Source organism: Planomicrobium soli (genome assembly GCF_003014655.1).
Lineage (GTDB): Bacteria > Bacillota > Bacilli > Bacillales_A > Planococcaceae > Planococcus > Planococcus soli_B.
On record NZ_PYAT01000001.1, the window covers coordinates 160,678 to 173,793 of the forward strand.

Sequence of the window (13,116 nt, forward strand, 5' to 3'; positions counted from 1 at the left end):
CAAAAAAGGAAGAATCCCTGCTAATTTCTCTTTTTTCTAAGCTTTTATCAAGAGATACTTTTGTTTTTCTTGTTGAATTCATTGTTGATATATGACAACATCTCCCCAAATACGTCATAATCATACCATTCGAACGGCGATACTTGAAACACATCGTTTTTTCCTTTGATGTGCAAGCTGGTAGCGCTCAACTGGACGATATTCCGGTCATCAGCATTGTTTTTGTCTTGAATTTCTTTGCCGGCATATCTTTTTTTGACTTTGTTGAATAGTGCATCACGCTCACTTTCATTGCCGAATTCCCATGATTCATACTTTCCTTGATGAAGAAGTTCAATACTGTAGATATCTGTGTCCATCGTTATACACCTCCTGTTTCACCGCAGTCGTAACCGGTAATATACTTGTGTTTAATGGAGTTTACCTCTTTCTGCGATAGGAGAAACATTTTGTTTCGCTGCACAGTGAAAATGGCACAAAAAAAAAGCCGGGCAAAACCTGTTCTAGACAAGTTTTGATCAGCTTTCCTATTGTCAATCTTCTTTCGTTGCTTGGCGAGCTTCGGTCATTTGTTTCCAAACCGAACCTTTTGCTTCTTCACCTTGTTCAATACGGGCAATCGCCATTTTGACTTGTAGCTTCACTTCAAACTCCGGGTCGTTTTCCGCTTCTTTTAAAGCCGGCAAAGCCGCTTCTGTTCCTGTTTCATACAAAAACATCGCCGCTCTCCACCGCACTAACTTATTTTTATCGTTTAAAGTTTCGATCATAATTGGTTCAAATTCCGGAAAGCCAAGGTCACTAATAGCATCTCCAGCAGTTCTCCGGACAGCCCAGCTTTTGTCCTGCATCGCCCGTTCCATATAAGGCACGACGGCTTTATCTTTAATGTCTCCTAAGTAAATGGCCGCTTGGCGGCGAATGGACATTTTGTCGTCATTCAGCGCTTTGGCTAAAAGCGGCAAATCATCTAATTCGCCTTCGTTCATTTGCTCGAGCAACTGGTACCGGGTTTCCCAGTCTGGCACGTCGAATTCCTCAATAGATACTTTCCTGCCGTGAAAAGTTACCCCTTCCTCTTCCGAGTGGTTTTTCTCAACCATGTTGTCCAAACGCGACTGAGGATAAGCAGCTTCCAATTCTTCGACCACGCTATGGCCAATCTCCGTTTTGTCGCCGTATCTGACTCCATAATCCGCCCATTTGCGCTGCAGTAAATAATTCTCTTCTGATGGGTCCATGACGGCGCTCATTGCTTTTGTAAAACGTTCTGGCATAGCAAACCTCTTTTCAGAAGCACTGTCGAACACTTTCACTTGTAGCGGAATGCCTTTGAATTGTTGCACATGGACATAAACTTCTCCAAAATGTTCATCAATTTGGATTTCGTCATTAGCCTGATGGCTGTCTTCTCCGAAAACACGGCGAACTTCCGCTAAAATCGCTTCCCAGTCCACCTTGGCAACTCGTTCCACCGCAAGAAAATCAGCTACGTGGTAAACGCCCTTAACGCCTTCAATAGCCAGTATTTTCTGCACTTCTATCGGGGCGCCCTCCAAATTATCCTGGTTATAATTATGGCTTTTGCCAAACGGCAGCTCTTGGTCGATGATCACTTTCATCGTATTTGGGCTCGGAGTAGGTTCGATCGTTTTAATTTTCATAACTGGTCCCTCCTGTTCTTTTATGATTCTGCAATCTCCTGGAGGTATGTCCACCGTTCAATCATTTGATCGTACTGCTCAGTTAATGCATCTATTTCTTCTGTCAGTTTATTCAATTTCTCGAAGTCGGAACCGCAGGAGGCCATTTCTTCTTCCCGCTGTTCAATTTTCGCTTCCACTTCTGCAATGCCATCCAGAATGGTGCTATACTCTTTTTGCTCGTTATAAGTAAGTTTCTTCTTTGGCTTCTCGAGTTTTGCTTTTTCCTCGACAGGTGAAGTGGCGACCAATTCCACCGTTTTGGACTCTGTTTTTTCTTTGATGAAATCTGAGTACAATCCTTGATATTCTAAAACTCGTCCAGTTCCGGTCGTCCATAATTTGTGGGCAATCCGGTCTAAGAAAAAGCGGTCATGGGAAATCGTGATGACGACACCAGGAAAACTTTCCAAGAAATCCTCCAATACGGAAAGTGTTTGAATGTCCAAGTCGTTCGTCGGCTCATCCAAGAATAAAATATTAGGCTGCTCCATCAATAATTTCAATAGATACAAGCGTTTGCGCTCGCCGCCTGACAATTTACCGATCAACGTGCCATGCGCGTTAGAGGGGAATAAAAACCGTTCCAGCATTTGCGTCGCAGACAGCCGAACCCCTTTTGCCGCTTCATAGTCGCTTGAGATTTCTTGGATATACTCGATCATCCGCTGAGATTCATTCATTTCGGGCAAATGCTGCGTGAAATGCGCAATTTTAACGGTGCTGCCATATTCAATGTTTCCTTTTGTCGGTTCATACTCCCCGGCGAGTATTTTCATCAATGTTGATTTTCCTGCGCCGTTTGGTCCAATAATTCCTATGCGGTCCCCGCCTTGCAGCAAGAAGCTGAATTCTTCAAAAATGACGTTGTCGCCAAATGCCATACCTAAGTTGTCGCCTTCGATAATTTTTTTCCCGAGACGCTGGCTTTGCATCGACAATTCAAGCGAAGTGTTGTCGTTTTCTTTCTGAACGTTTTCCTTGATTTCTTCAAATCGTTGGATTCGCGCTTTTTGTTTTGTGGTCCGGGCTTTTGCACCGCGGCGAATCCATTTCAATTCAGATCGAAAGCGATTTTCAAGTTTTTGCTGAGAAGAAGCATTCATTTCATCTCGAATTGCTTTATTCTCCAGATAGTCGCCATAATTTCCTTTATGGGTATACATCGTCTGGTCCGCCAGTTCGAAAATATGGGTTGATACTGCATCAAGGAAATAACGGTCATGCGTAACAAACAGCATGGCGCTGTCCATGCGCAAGAGTGTCTCCTGAAGCCATTCCGTAGAGATGGCATCCAGATGGTTGGTCGGCTCATCCAGCAAAATTAAATCTGCAGGTTCAATCAGTGCTTTTGCAAGTGCAACACGCTTGCGTTGTCCCCCTGACAATTCACCGATTTTCTGGTCGAACATGTCAATGCCAAGTTTAGTTAAAGCCGTTTTTGCGAGCGCGTTGACATCCCATGCATTTTCACGCTCCATACCTTCCTGAATTTTCATCAATTCATCCTGAAGCTGCGTAGAGCTTGAATCGACCATCATGTTTTGTAGCGCTTGTTCGTACGAACGATTTAACGCAAGTATCGGCGAATCGCCGGAAAAGACCGATTCCAACACCGTTAAAGATTCATCAAATTCAGGTTCTTGTTTTAAGTATGTGATTTGGTATTTTTTCGGATGATCTACCGTTACCGAATCAGCTTCCATCTCACCTGCCAAAATTGACATCAAAGTCGATTTTCCTGTTCCATTGACACCGATCAATCCTGCGCGTTCACCCGGATACAATGAAAATTCCACGTCCCTGAATAAAGTTTTGGCGCCTACTGTTTTTGTTAAGTTGGTAATATTTAAGTGGCTCATGCTTTCCCATCCGTTTCCTTTTGAAGTTGCTCTAAAAAGGATAACATAAACTGATGCCTTTCTTCAGCGATTTGCTTTCCTGCATCTGTCGTCATCCGATCTTTTAACAGCAACAGTTTTTCATAAAAATGAGTTACGCTGCTTGTTGGCTTTGACCGGTATTCCTCCTCACTCATGTTTTGGCGAGGCTCTTCTTGCCAGTCATAAAGTTTGCGGCCTTTTGCTCCGCCAAAAGCAAATGTTCTCGCGATGCCTATGGCGCCAATGGCATCCAGTCTGTCTGCGTCTTGTACTATTCGCGCTTCAATCGTTTCAGCTTGAATTCCTTGGCCACCTTTGAATGATACAGATCCTATGATGCTGCGGATTTCCAACTTTTCTGTACTAGACAACCCGAGGCTCTCTATTATTTCCGTTTCCAAATCTTCACCCTGTTTCCGGTATTTCGGGTCGGAAACATCATGCAGCAATATCGCCAGTTCAACCAAAAAAGAGTTTGCCTTTTCATGTTGCATTATCTTCTTCGCATTTTCCATCACTCGTTTAATATGCTGCCAATCATGGCTCGCATCAAATGTATTGTATATTTCCTTTACCGCCATTTCGCATTTTTCAATTATCTCTTTCGTCATATTGTTCTCCTTTTCCTAACAAAGAGTTGGACCCACACCTTTTAGTACATCCCATTCGCCTTTGGATTCACAACTTTATTATACCCTGCAGGAACAGCTCTTTTCATCCCATTGACGATTGAATAAGCTTCATGTATAGTATAGAGTGCATTAAAAGACTTTTTTAATGGATCCACGTCAAGACTCAATAATAGGGGGAACGTGCATGCACCAAGGAAAAGTGAAATGGTTTAATTCAGAAAGAGGCTATGGCTTTATCGAGTCTGCCAATGGTGATGATGTTTTTGTCCATTTTACCGGTATTCAAGGTGAAGGATTTCGCACGCTTCAAGAAGGCAAAAGCGTAGCTTTTGAAGTTATTGAAGGTAATCGTGGACCCCAAGCAGCAAATGTAGTGCAGATTCAACCATAAAATTTATAATTCCACATCAGAAAGACCCGGGAGTTTCTCCCGGGTCTTATTTTTATTTGTTAACTTATGACCATGTATAAGTTTGGCCCCAGCTTTCACGTGCCAGTTTTTCGATTTCTTCAACATCAGCATCTTCCACCATGTACGTATCGCCTTGTTCGTATGGGTTGAAATGAAAAGCATACATGCGCGCGACGAATTGATGGAATGGCAAAGAAGATTCGCCTTCCAGCTCACCATTGCCTTGTACGCTTGTCTCGATGCCTTGTCCCCAGTTTTGCCCGCTGTCATTATTCGGGTTGTAGAAATAGATGCGGTATTCCTCATCCGGATCCTGAGCAATGCGTTGGATGGAAACTGCATGCAGCCCAAGCAGCTTACCGTGGACATTGGTGATGTAGATGCCGACCGGATTCGGATAGATCATTTCATATCCTTCATTGTATAACGGGTGATGGGTTGCATAGAATAATCGGACAAATGCGTCGTAGTCTGTAACAAAACCAGTAAACGGATCGATGATGTTGATAAAGCCCCGTGGAATCCATTCGCCGTAAAATTCAGGGTTTACCCATTTATGGCCATCTTCTCCGCGCAATAGTGTTTTCTTCATCATTTCGTTGTAAATCTTATCAAGGTGAGGGACGAGAACGCTGGAAACCGGATCCAATTCATGATGAATTTCGCCAGCAACTCCGTCTTCGATAGAATTCGAATGAATTTCTTCACCTTCGAATGTCACATCGATATCATTTTCCCGCACTGCCCGCGCCACATATTCCAGTAGCTGTCCGATGCCATGCTGAGCCCATAAACTGATTGCCCGTGCAGATTGGCAAGTAGGATTTAAGCCTTGGCCAATTCCAAGCGGCTGGCCAAGAACTGAAATGACCCCTCCAATCAAAACGCCATTCGCAGAAAGACCAGCTTTACGGTATTCAGGCCGCAAGAGCCGTTTTTTCACTTCAGGACGGATATCGATATCAAATAATCTTCTGATGGCAGGAATCAGAGGCTCTTGTGTCAATACGCCCCGATCCAGCATCCGGGAGAGTCCATAAATAACTTTACTTGTCTGCGGATAGATGGAAAAATGAATCATATCCCGAACAAGTTCCTGATTGGCATTGAAACTTGCCGTCCCCATTTCAGACAGATCAAGAAACTCTGGAATAAGCTCAGGCTTGCTTCTATTAAGATAACGCATAAAAATCGCAGCAACAGGAGCCACCAAACCAGTTTTATTCATCGATTCTGCATATTCCTGCGCTTCTTTCAGCAATGCCGCATCATCTGCTTCGACCAGATTTCGGCGATATTCTTTCATATTGGGTTGTTGTTCGCTCATAACAGTTGGGGTCGTAATCGCCTTTTGAAAATACTGCAATGTTTCTTTCGTGTTCTCGTCAATGTTTTCATCAATCATTTGTGTTGCGGTTTCAATCATATTGATGATTCGGTCGACCATAATCGGCCGTTGAACGGTCAAACGTTGAATTTCCTCAACAAGCTTATGCGCCACTGCACGATAAGAAAGCTTGCTTCCAAGGAAGCGGAAAAGTCGTTCGCCGCGCTCTAAATGCGCGCCTCCCCCTTCAACCCGAGCTTCCTCTGTTTCAGCAGGAAATAACAAGTCCAAGTTCAATGCCAATACCTCGTTCAAAAAAGCGGAAGCTTCTTCAGCTGGAACTTTTTCATGGATATACTTGCCTTCGGAAATCGACAGCATACGCAGTTCACTCAGCAATTCCACTACCGAGTTAAGCCCTTTAACGCGAAGCGAGCCACCGACAAATGCCGGTTCCAGGTTGTCGGCATCTGCCCATGGGCCCCCGTTGAAAACGCCTGCTTTGTCAAAATCCCCTGCATATTCGTAAAGCATCTCTAACCCTTCATCTGTCGCTGCCAATTCTGTTGCCAGCTGAAAAACATCTGTTTGATACATGCTTTTCGCAAATGGTTTTGCCTCTTCAAGTGTCCGGAGGGCTTGTTCAAATTTCTCTTTTAAAGTTGATGCTTCAGTAGCCATGCCAATACCCCCAGATTCTTAATGGTAAAAATCGTATTTTTCATATTTTTTAAGAAGTTCGGTCATTCTTCCACTATCTTCCCCAAAGAAGAACAATGTACCATAGTGGTTACCAAACCCGACGCGTTCTGCCACTTTTGAAGTGACCGGTATGAACAAGTCATGCTTTTCAAAGTAAGGATCGTTTTTCAATTCGACTGGAACATCCAGTTTTTCAACCAGGCGCACCCGCGGATAAACCATCAAACTTCCCGCATAGCCTTTTGCAGAAGTTACTTCTTCTGGGAAAAACGCCTCTAATTCTTCCGGTGTCGTATCCGGATCGCTGCAGAGGATTTGAGCTTGGAAAGCATTAAATCCATAAGCGCGTTCAATCAAATCAAAAATATGCCCGCCTGGAACGCGCGCAGCAACTTCCCCAAAATTCAATGTTCCGTCATGGGAAATAAAATATTCCGGATGGATAACACCATATTGAATTTCGAAAGAATCAACCAATTTTTGAATTTGCTCTTTTATCTGTGGACGCCATTCTTCCAATGCCGGTGAAGCAGGAACGAAGTTGGAATGCCCAAGTTTCACGTATTCCGTGATGTTCAAAAACTTGATTTCGCCGTTATGAATGAAAGCTTCGCATGAAAATTCCTGTCCGTCCAGATGGCTTTCCATCAAATACGGAAATTCCTGCACTTCACTTTTATCAATATCGCTTGCATCGCGGATTACCATATGCCCAACAGTGCCTGCTTTATTCAAAGGCTTAATGTGGATCGGATCATTCACATCGCCATCGATTTTGATCAAGGCATCATTAACCCGTTTTAAGAATCGGTAAATGTCATCTTTAGAATATGCTTCTTCAAAGACGCCAACTTTGATGCCGGACATTTGTGCTTTCCGCTTCATCAAGCCTTTGTCCCGAAGCAGCAATGAACGGTTGAAAATTCGAGGGTCATCGAAGAATTTCGCATTCAAGACTCCTGCCCATTCAACGGTTTCCTCATAAATTGGCACCGCCAGTTTAACGTCCATTTCGGACAGCAGGTTATACAGTTTTTCAGAGCCTTCGTTCAAGCGATCAAAATCCCAAGGAATAAACGAAATGTCATGTTCTTTGGCGAATCCGATGAAATCTGGAGGGCCCACCACCAAGAATGGTCGGTCTAATTTGTCCATCGCCTCGATAGCCGGAATACTCCAGCCTAAAATGGCGGTCTTTTTTTTGTTCGTATTTGTTTCGGTCATAGCATTCTCCCTCTCACCCGTGATTGTTTGCAATTATACATTCTAGTATTACCTTATGAGAAAAAAGCTAAACCTTTGTTACACAAAGGTTTAGCCTTTCCTTTTGGGGGAAATTAAATCACCAAAACCTTATCTAAATGAAAGGAAATGAGTGCGATGGAATCTTGGTATTCTGATTTGCGTAATTATTTTCCAGCAAAAGAAATGAAGTCGGAGGATCACATGGCACTATTGTTTAAGGAGAAGCCAGAGAAGTACAAATTGGATGAAGGACCTCAATATACGTTAGTCTATTTTGAAAAACCCGATTTTCTGTTCATAGATTATATTTTAGTCCATAGTTCTTCGCGCGGCAGCGGCCTCGGCAGCAAGATCATCGAACGCGTGAAAAAGAAAAACAAGGCAATCATCCTTGAAGTAGACCCTATTTCTCAGGAAGATCCGGAAACGGCAAAGCGTGTCCGTTTCTACCAGAAGCAGAATTTCAAAAAAGTGCCTTCTATTAAGTATGTGCGCAAACATCCTATCACGGGTGAAAGAAGTGAAATGGATATTTTTTATTGGTCGCCTGCTCCCCAATCCGATGAATGGGTCCTGGAAAAGATGAAAAATGCATATGAAGAAGTTCATGCATACAAAGGCGAAGAATTATACGGGGCACCTTCCCAACCGGCGGAAGAAGTGCTGCAGTTGCGTGAAGCAAAAAAGAGAAGCAAAGCCGAATAAAGAAATCCTCTATGTGGAAACGGTTGTTTCCACATAGAGGATTTCTTTTATTTCTTATCAATTCCGATCTTGTTCAATTCTTCTCCCAGAAACTGCAGTTGTGAACCGACGGTGCACTTGCTGATACAGAAGCGGTGAGCCGCCGTTTTCCCATGGTCTTTTCGTATTTGCCGCTTCACGAAGCAGCCATCACAATACTGATCAAGCATTTCATCTATTTCGTTCATAATTGAAATCTTATTCACTGCTTCACTCCTTAGAAAAATAGCATTCTGTTATTTTACTATGCATTTGTGTTTTAATCCAACAATAGATATACTGTTCTAGGACATTTTCATAAGGTTTTAGCGGTTCGTAAACTCCCGCTTTATCAAAACTAAGGAGGAATTTTTTTGTTCAACGAAGTTTTCGGTCTAGGCTTTGTCCTAGTTAACTTTTTAATGCTGTTGATCATGTATAAATTTTTTGGAAAGGCGGGCTTGTTCGCTTGGGTAGCCATTTCCACCATTTTAGCCAATATCCAAGTGACCAAGACAATCGAAATCATCGGATTGACTGCAACTTTAGGCAATAGCCTATATGCTTCAACGTTTTTGGCAACCGATATTCTCAACGAAAAGTATGGAAAAAAAGATGCACAAAAAGCGGTATGGCTTGGATTTGCCTCTCTGCTTATCATGATTGTCGCCATGCAGTTCGGCATGAAATTCGTGCCGGCGGAAAGCGATTTTGCTGACGAATCCCTTCATACCATTTTCGGTTTGATTCCGCAAATTGCTATTGCCAGTATGATCGCCTATTTAGCAAGCCAGCACTTGGATGTGTGGATCTTTACGGCTCTTCGAAAGATTTTTCCAAGGGACGGCCATTTTTGGATTCGCAATAACGGTTCGACGTTGATCAGCCAATTGCTGGATACGTTAATTTTTACAAGCATCGCTTTTTTCGGTGTTTATCCGTTCGATGTTTGGATTCAGATTTTCCTATCCACGTATATTCTTAAGTTTATCGTTTCTGTTCTTGATACACCTTTCGGCTACATGGCGAAAGCGATCAAGCCAGCAGATGAAAAGTAGGTGATTCTATGCTTGAAGTTTTTATCGATGCAGCGACGGCTGGAACGCCGAAAGTCAGCGCAGTCGGAGTGTTCATCAGAGGTGAAGGCCATTTGATAAAATGGAGTGAGTATGTTGGTGAAATGGACAATCATATGGCTGAGTTCACGGCTCTTGTAAGAGGGTTGGAGCTGGCTAGGGAACTGTCGACCGGCATGGTATCCATTAAATCGGATTCTCAAGTTGCGGTGGATGCCTTTGACCGCGGTTTTACAAAGAACCAAAAGTTCAAGCCGCTATTGGAAGAAGCGCTGAAAATATCCAAAGAATTCGATTACTGTTTTATCAAATGGATTCCGGACTCCCAGAATCGGGCGGCTGATGATCTTGCCAGAAGCGAACTCCGCGCTAACAAATAATTTTTCCGGCACCTGCTCCATTTTGGTAGCAGGTGTTTTATTTTGGACAAAGACGCCAGTTGCGAAGTCTGATACTATTAAAGGAGTTAAATAAATTGGAGGATATTTTATGAGAACTAAATTTGGAACTGCCCTTGATATTTTCATCCTAATTATCGGCCCGTGGATTCTGTACACGCGAGTAGTGGAAATCTTGAATAACGGGGTTTCTGTTTACCCTGTCATTTCGCTTATCATCGTGACTTTGGCCGTTGTATTGTCTGCATACAATTTGTATACGCTCTTTTCTTCACGAAATAATAACCAGTGAAAAGGTGAATCCCTTTGAAACCCACTTTGTTTTACAGCATCCCTTTACTCGTTTACATTGTCGTCAATAATGGCGTAGCCTATTTAACCTGGCCCTATTTTCTAATCGTGCTTTTGTCGTTCCTCTTGTTTCAGATGGCGCGCCTCCGTTTCCCAAAAGGTGCCATACTGCCGCTGACTGCTAAAATGACCAATGCGGCTTTTTATATAACGACAGTCGCTTTCGCTTTTCGGGACCAGTTTCTGTCCCCTACTACGGTGAACACCTTGATCGGGATTACGATTTGCTTTGCAATCGCCGATTTGCGCCAAACCAAAAAAGAGCCTTCCATATAAGGCTCTTTTTATTTGGTCAAATACCAGACTAATACAAGTGCGATGGCCACAATGATCCAAGTAGCGATCCGGATTTGATTTTTCTTTTTGCGAAGTTCTTCCTGCTCTTTTGCTTCTTTATAAAAAGACATGTTTTCCCTCCTTTATTATTTCCTATTCCCCGCACCTTCCCTTATGATGAAAAAAAGCAGGGTTTAGAATAAAAAAATTGGCGGCCTTGCCAATTTCCTTGTACCTGCTGACAGCTTGCAGCGCTCCTGGCCCGACGGAACAGGATCCTGCTGGCGGAAATTCAACCCAAGAAACCACAACTTCTACAAGTGAACCGGAAGCAAACGCTACAGGACTTGATATCCCGTGGGCAATCAACAAATCAGGAGATGGTTTCTATATCTCCGAACGTCCTGGCACAGTTGCTTTTGTTAATGCGGCCGGAAAATTAACGCGCCAAGAAGTTAAATTTGCTGATCCGCTGGCCACCGTTCCGGAAGCCGGTTTCCTCGGTTTCGTGTTAAAAATGATTTTGCCGATTCGAAAGAAGCGTATGGCTATTATGTTTATGAAGAAAATGGGCAACCGCTGAACAAAATTGCCGTTTTCGAACTTCAGGATAACACATGGCGGGAAAAAACGGTATTGCTGGAAGGCATTTTGACAATCAAGAAGGCAGCAATTACGGCTGGCCGCTTATAGAAGGTGAAGAAACCCAAGAAGGTCTAGAATCCCCATTCCAGACGGTCGCGGGCAACCTAAAAGCGGCGATGATAAACTGATTCTTTTGCTGCGGCCATAAAAAGGCAGTCATCTGACTCTAGACGGACCAAAACGCCCATCCTATTGAGGATCGGCGTTTTTTCATAAAAATTTAACCATCAGATTCTCGTTAATGTACTTTTCTGACGTTTTCATTGCTTTCATGTCTACTCCATATGTTTCAAACCCTAATGCTTTGTATAACCGTGTGGCTGCCTCATTGTGGGAAGCGACAGCCAAGTCCAATCTTTCAAGGCCTGCCCAAGTCCTTGCATAAGCAATCAGTTCTTCCATAAGTTTTTTCGCCACTCCTCCGCCGCGCACTTCCGGCGTCACATAAACAGCAAATACCGACGCCCGGTGATTCATTTTCGGGGACACATGGCGGGAGAGCGTGACATTTCCAACAAGCCGGCTATTGATGAAAGCTCCGAATGTTACGGCATTCTCCTGAGCCAACTTCTCTTCTGTCACGCTAACCGGTTTGTCTATAGCATTTTCTAAGCTTGCCGCAAAAGCATCCGGAGCTGTTCTTAATGCTTCCAAACGAAGCATGTGGTAGGCTTTTGCATCTTTTATCAATAGTTTCCGAATATCCATTCAGGTTATCCTTTCTGCTTATTTGAATTCCAGCCTGACAACTCCTTTGCCATCTTTCACTTCTATTTCCGCATAAGAGCCGTTCACTAGTGTTATCTGAGGAGGAACATGTCCGCAATCTACATCATAAGCGATGGGAATGTTCAATTCGCTTGCCAAATCTTCATACATTTTCTCTACTGTATATCCGCCTACAGATTCATTGGCAGGACTTCTCCCGAAAAGAATTCCGCTGCAGTTTTCAAACCAACCGGCATACTTCAATTGCGTTAGCGATCGTTTCAAATCCGTGACACTAAGCTCACAGTTTTCGAAAAACCAGACGACCGTTTCACCCGGAATATGCTCGGCGCGAAAATGCCGGACATCTCCATACGGTGTTCCTGCCAAATGGCGGATTACATCGATGCAGCCACCAAGCAAGCGGCCGGAAAATTTCTCCGTATTGCCGGATATGGTTTTCCAAAGGGTCGGCTCGGTTAAATGGAATACGGTTGGCGACGGATTTTCATGCAGCCATTCTTTTTGGTAAAAAGGCGAAGAAACTTGAGTTATTTTCTCCCCTTGTTTAGTCTGCAAAACATCCAGCCAGCGGATGGTTGTCCCATCCACTTCTTCTCCCCGGAGGTCGATAATATTGGTGCCATGCGCTGTTGCGATTCCTGTCTTTAATGTTATAGCCAGTAGCAGAAGGCTGATGTCAGAGTAGCCTAGAACCCATTTTGGTTCAATGTCCTTAAAATCAAGATGTTCCAGAATTTCAATCAGCATTTCTCCGCCCCATGGAGGAAAAATCATGTCAATGGAATCATCTTTAAGCATCTCCATTAATTCGTTCGCCCTTTTTCTAGCCGGAGCCGATTTCGCCTCTTGTTGGGTCCATGGGGTTTGTCCAATTTGTACGTTGAATCCACGGCCCTCTTGCCGTTCTTTTGCGGAGAGGAGCAATGGATGCAACTCATCTCGCATTCCTGAAGATGGAGCCGTGACTCCTATAGTTTGCAGCGGCCTTTGCGGATAGACTATCAAACAAAA

At 43.6% G+C, this 13,116-nt stretch carries 18 protein-coding genes; 8 read left to right on the top strand and 10 right to left on the bottom strand.

All coding sequences use genetic code 11. The annotated features are described in order from the left end of the window. Window positions 1-47 precede the first annotated feature (47 nt). From B0H99_RS00760 to B0H99_RS00775, 4 genes are all read right to left on the bottom strand, one after another. Window positions 48-359 carry a hypothetical protein gene (locus tag B0H99_RS00760; RefSeq protein ID WP_106531712.1) on the bottom strand — a complete coding sequence of 104 codons (312 nt, stop codon included), beginning with the start codon at window positions 357-359 and terminating at the stop codon, window positions 48-50. Window positions 360-533: 174 nt separating this feature from the next. Continuing rightward, complete coding sequence (locus B0H99_RS00765) at window positions 534-1,664, bottom strand: conserved virulence factor C family protein (RefSeq protein WP_106531713.1); 1,131 nt, start codon at window positions 1,662-1,664, stop codon at window positions 534-536. Between the two features lie 20 nt (window positions 1,665-1,684). Then, window positions 1,685-3,565 carry an ABC-F family ATP-binding cassette domain-containing protein gene (locus B0H99_RS00770; RefSeq protein WP_106531714.1) on the bottom strand — a complete coding sequence of 627 codons (1,881 nt, stop codon included), beginning with the start codon at window positions 3,563-3,565 and terminating at the stop codon, window positions 1,685-1,687. After that, on the bottom strand, window positions 3,562-4,197 hold the full coding sequence (locus B0H99_RS00775; protein WP_106531715.1) for an HD domain-containing protein: 636 nt from the start codon (window positions 4,195-4,197) through the stop codon (window positions 3,562-3,564). The genes B0H99_RS00770 and B0H99_RS00775 overlap by 4 nt, the downstream gene beginning before the upstream one ends. 205 nt (window positions 4,198-4,402) lie before the next feature. Here B0H99_RS00775 and B0H99_RS00785 point away from each other — a divergent pair, with 205 nt between their 5' ends. After that, window positions 4,403-4,609, top strand: coding sequence for a cold-shock protein (locus B0H99_RS00785; RefSeq protein WP_106531716.1), 207 nt, complete (start codon window positions 4,403-4,405; stop codon window positions 4,607-4,609). Window positions 4,610-4,673: 64 nt separating this feature from the next. On the opposite strand, the gene B0H99_RS00790 is transcribed toward B0H99_RS00785, so the two are convergent. Beyond that, complete coding sequence (locus tag B0H99_RS00790; protein WP_106531717.1) at window positions 4,674-6,638, bottom strand: hypothetical protein; 1,965 nt, start codon at window positions 6,636-6,638, stop codon at window positions 4,674-4,676. Between the two features lie 18 nt (window positions 6,639-6,656). Beyond that, window positions 6,657-7,883 (bottom strand): ATP-grasp domain-containing protein, encoded by a 1,227-nt coding sequence (locus tag B0H99_RS00795; protein WP_106531718.1) that lies wholly within the window; start codon window positions 7,881-7,883, stop codon window positions 6,657-6,659. A 222-nt stretch (window positions 7,884-8,105) separates the two neighbouring features. On the opposite strand from B0H99_RS00795, the gene B0H99_RS00800 reads away from it, so the two are divergent. Then, window positions 8,106-8,609: a GNAT family N-acetyltransferase gene (locus B0H99_RS00800; RefSeq protein WP_245894322.1), complete on the top strand. Its 504-nt coding sequence runs from the start codon at window positions 8,106-8,108 to the stop codon at window positions 8,607-8,609. A gap of 47 nt (window positions 8,610-8,656) precedes the next feature. Here B0H99_RS00800 and B0H99_RS00805 read toward each other — a convergent pair whose 3' ends face one another. Continuing rightward, window positions 8,657-8,854: a zinc-finger domain-containing protein gene (locus B0H99_RS00805; RefSeq protein WP_106531720.1), complete on the bottom strand. Its 198-nt coding sequence runs from the start codon at window positions 8,852-8,854 to the stop codon at window positions 8,657-8,659. A 147-nt stretch (window positions 8,855-9,001) separates the two neighbouring features. On the opposite strand from B0H99_RS00805, the gene B0H99_RS00810 reads away from it, so the two are divergent. The 4 genes from B0H99_RS00810 (at window position 9,002) to B0H99_RS00825 (ending at window position 10,728) form a co-directional block, all read left to right on the top strand. Then, complete coding sequence (locus tag B0H99_RS00810) at window positions 9,002-9,685, top strand: queuosine precursor transporter (protein ID WP_106531721.1); 684 nt, start codon at window positions 9,002-9,004, stop codon at window positions 9,683-9,685. An 8-nt stretch (window positions 9,686-9,693) separates the two neighbouring features. Then, entirely contained in the window at window positions 9,694-10,083 is a 390-nt protein-coding gene (locus tag B0H99_RS00815) for a ribonuclease HI family protein (RefSeq protein WP_106531722.1), read from the top strand. 109 nt (window positions 10,084-10,192) lie between these two features. Beyond that, window positions 10,193-10,393: a hypothetical protein gene (locus tag B0H99_RS00820; RefSeq protein WP_106531723.1), complete on the top strand. Its 201-nt coding sequence runs from the start codon at window positions 10,193-10,195 to the stop codon at window positions 10,391-10,393. A gap of 14 nt (window positions 10,394-10,407) precedes the next feature. Continuing rightward, the gene (locus tag B0H99_RS00825) at window positions 10,408-10,728 is read left to right on the top strand and encodes a hypothetical protein (RefSeq protein WP_106531724.1); all 321 of its coding nucleotides are present in this window, start codon (window positions 10,408-10,410) and stop codon (window positions 10,726-10,728) included. An 8-nt stretch (window positions 10,729-10,736) separates the two neighbouring features. Here the strand turns inward: B0H99_RS00825 and B0H99_RS18110 are convergent, their stop codons facing one another. After that, window positions 10,737-10,859, bottom strand: a complete 123-nt coding sequence (locus B0H99_RS18110; RefSeq protein WP_281258850.1) for a hypothetical protein — start codon at window positions 10,857-10,859, stop codon at window positions 10,737-10,739. Between the two features lie 86 nt (window positions 10,860-10,945). Between B0H99_RS18110 and B0H99_RS00830 the strand changes: the two genes are divergently transcribed. Further along, entirely contained in the window at window positions 10,946-11,311 is a 366-nt protein-coding gene (locus B0H99_RS00830; protein WP_146137229.1) for a PQQ-dependent sugar dehydrogenase family protein, read from the top strand. Between the two features lie 34 nt (window positions 11,312-11,345). Then, on the top strand, window positions 11,346-11,501 hold the full coding sequence (locus B0H99_RS17690) for a hypothetical protein (RefSeq protein ID WP_181313532.1): 156 nt from the start codon (window positions 11,346-11,348) through the stop codon (window positions 11,499-11,501). 82 nt (window positions 11,502-11,583) lie between these two features. Here B0H99_RS17690 and B0H99_RS00835 read toward each other — a convergent pair whose 3' ends face one another. Together B0H99_RS00835 and B0H99_RS00840 are read right to left on the bottom strand one after the other, a co-directional pair. Next, window positions 11,584-12,081: a GNAT family N-acetyltransferase gene (locus B0H99_RS00835; RefSeq protein ID WP_106531726.1), complete on the bottom strand. Its 498-nt coding sequence runs from the start codon at window positions 12,079-12,081 to the stop codon at window positions 11,584-11,586. Between the two features lie 18 nt (window positions 12,082-12,099). Beyond that, window positions 12,100-13,110: a S66 family peptidase gene (locus tag B0H99_RS00840; RefSeq protein WP_106531727.1), complete on the bottom strand. Its 1,011-nt coding sequence runs from the start codon at window positions 13,108-13,110 to the stop codon at window positions 12,100-12,102. Between the last annotated feature and the right edge of the window lie 6 nt (window positions 13,111-13,116).

Excerpts from the sequence above, each read along its gene's own strand:
- B0H99_RS00760 (WP_106531712.1), bottom strand. The coding sequence starts at position 359 with ATGGACACAGATATCTACAGTATTGAACTTCTTCATCAAGGAAAGTAT.
- B0H99_RS00765 (WP_106531713.1), bottom strand. The coding sequence starts at position 1,664 with ATGAAAATTAAAACGATCGAACCTACTCCGAGCCCAAATACGATGAAA.
- B0H99_RS00770 (WP_106531714.1), bottom strand. The coding sequence starts at position 3,565 with ATGAGCCACTTAAATATTACCAACTTAACAAAAACAGTAGGCGCCAAA.
- B0H99_RS00775 (WP_106531715.1), bottom strand. The coding sequence starts at position 4,197 with ATGACGAAAGAGATAATTGAAAAATGCGAAATGGCGGTAAAGGAAATA.
- B0H99_RS00785 (WP_106531716.1), top strand. The coding sequence starts at position 4,403 with ATGCACCAAGGAAAAGTGAAATGGTTTAATTCAGAAAGAGGCTATGGC.
- B0H99_RS00790 (WP_106531717.1), bottom strand. The coding sequence starts at position 6,638 with ATGGCTACTGAAGCATCAACTTTAAAAGAGAAATTTGAACAAGCCCTC.
- B0H99_RS00795 (WP_106531718.1), bottom strand. The coding sequence starts at position 7,883 with ATGACCGAAACAAATACGAACAAAAAAAAGACCGCCATTTTAGGCTGG.
- B0H99_RS00800 (WP_245894322.1), top strand. The coding sequence starts at position 8,106 with ATGGCACTATTGTTTAAGGAGAAGCCAGAGAAGTACAAATTGGATGAA.
- B0H99_RS00815 (WP_106531722.1), top strand. The coding sequence starts at position 9,694 with ATGCTTGAAGTTTTTATCGATGCAGCGACGGCTGGAACGCCGAAAGTC.
- B0H99_RS00820 (WP_106531723.1), top strand. The coding sequence starts at position 10,193 with ATGAGAACTAAATTTGGAACTGCCCTTGATATTTTCATCCTAATTATC.
- B0H99_RS18110 (WP_281258850.1), bottom strand. The coding sequence starts at position 10,859 with ATGTCTTTTTATAAAGAAGCAAAAGAGCAGGAAGAACTTCGCAAAAAG.
- B0H99_RS17690 (WP_181313532.1), top strand. The coding sequence starts at position 11,346 with ATGGCGGGAAAAAACGGTATTGCTGGAAGGCATTTTGACAATCAAGAA.
- B0H99_RS00835 (WP_106531726.1), bottom strand. The coding sequence starts at position 12,081 with ATGGATATTCGGAAACTATTGATAAAAGATGCAAAAGCCTACCACATG.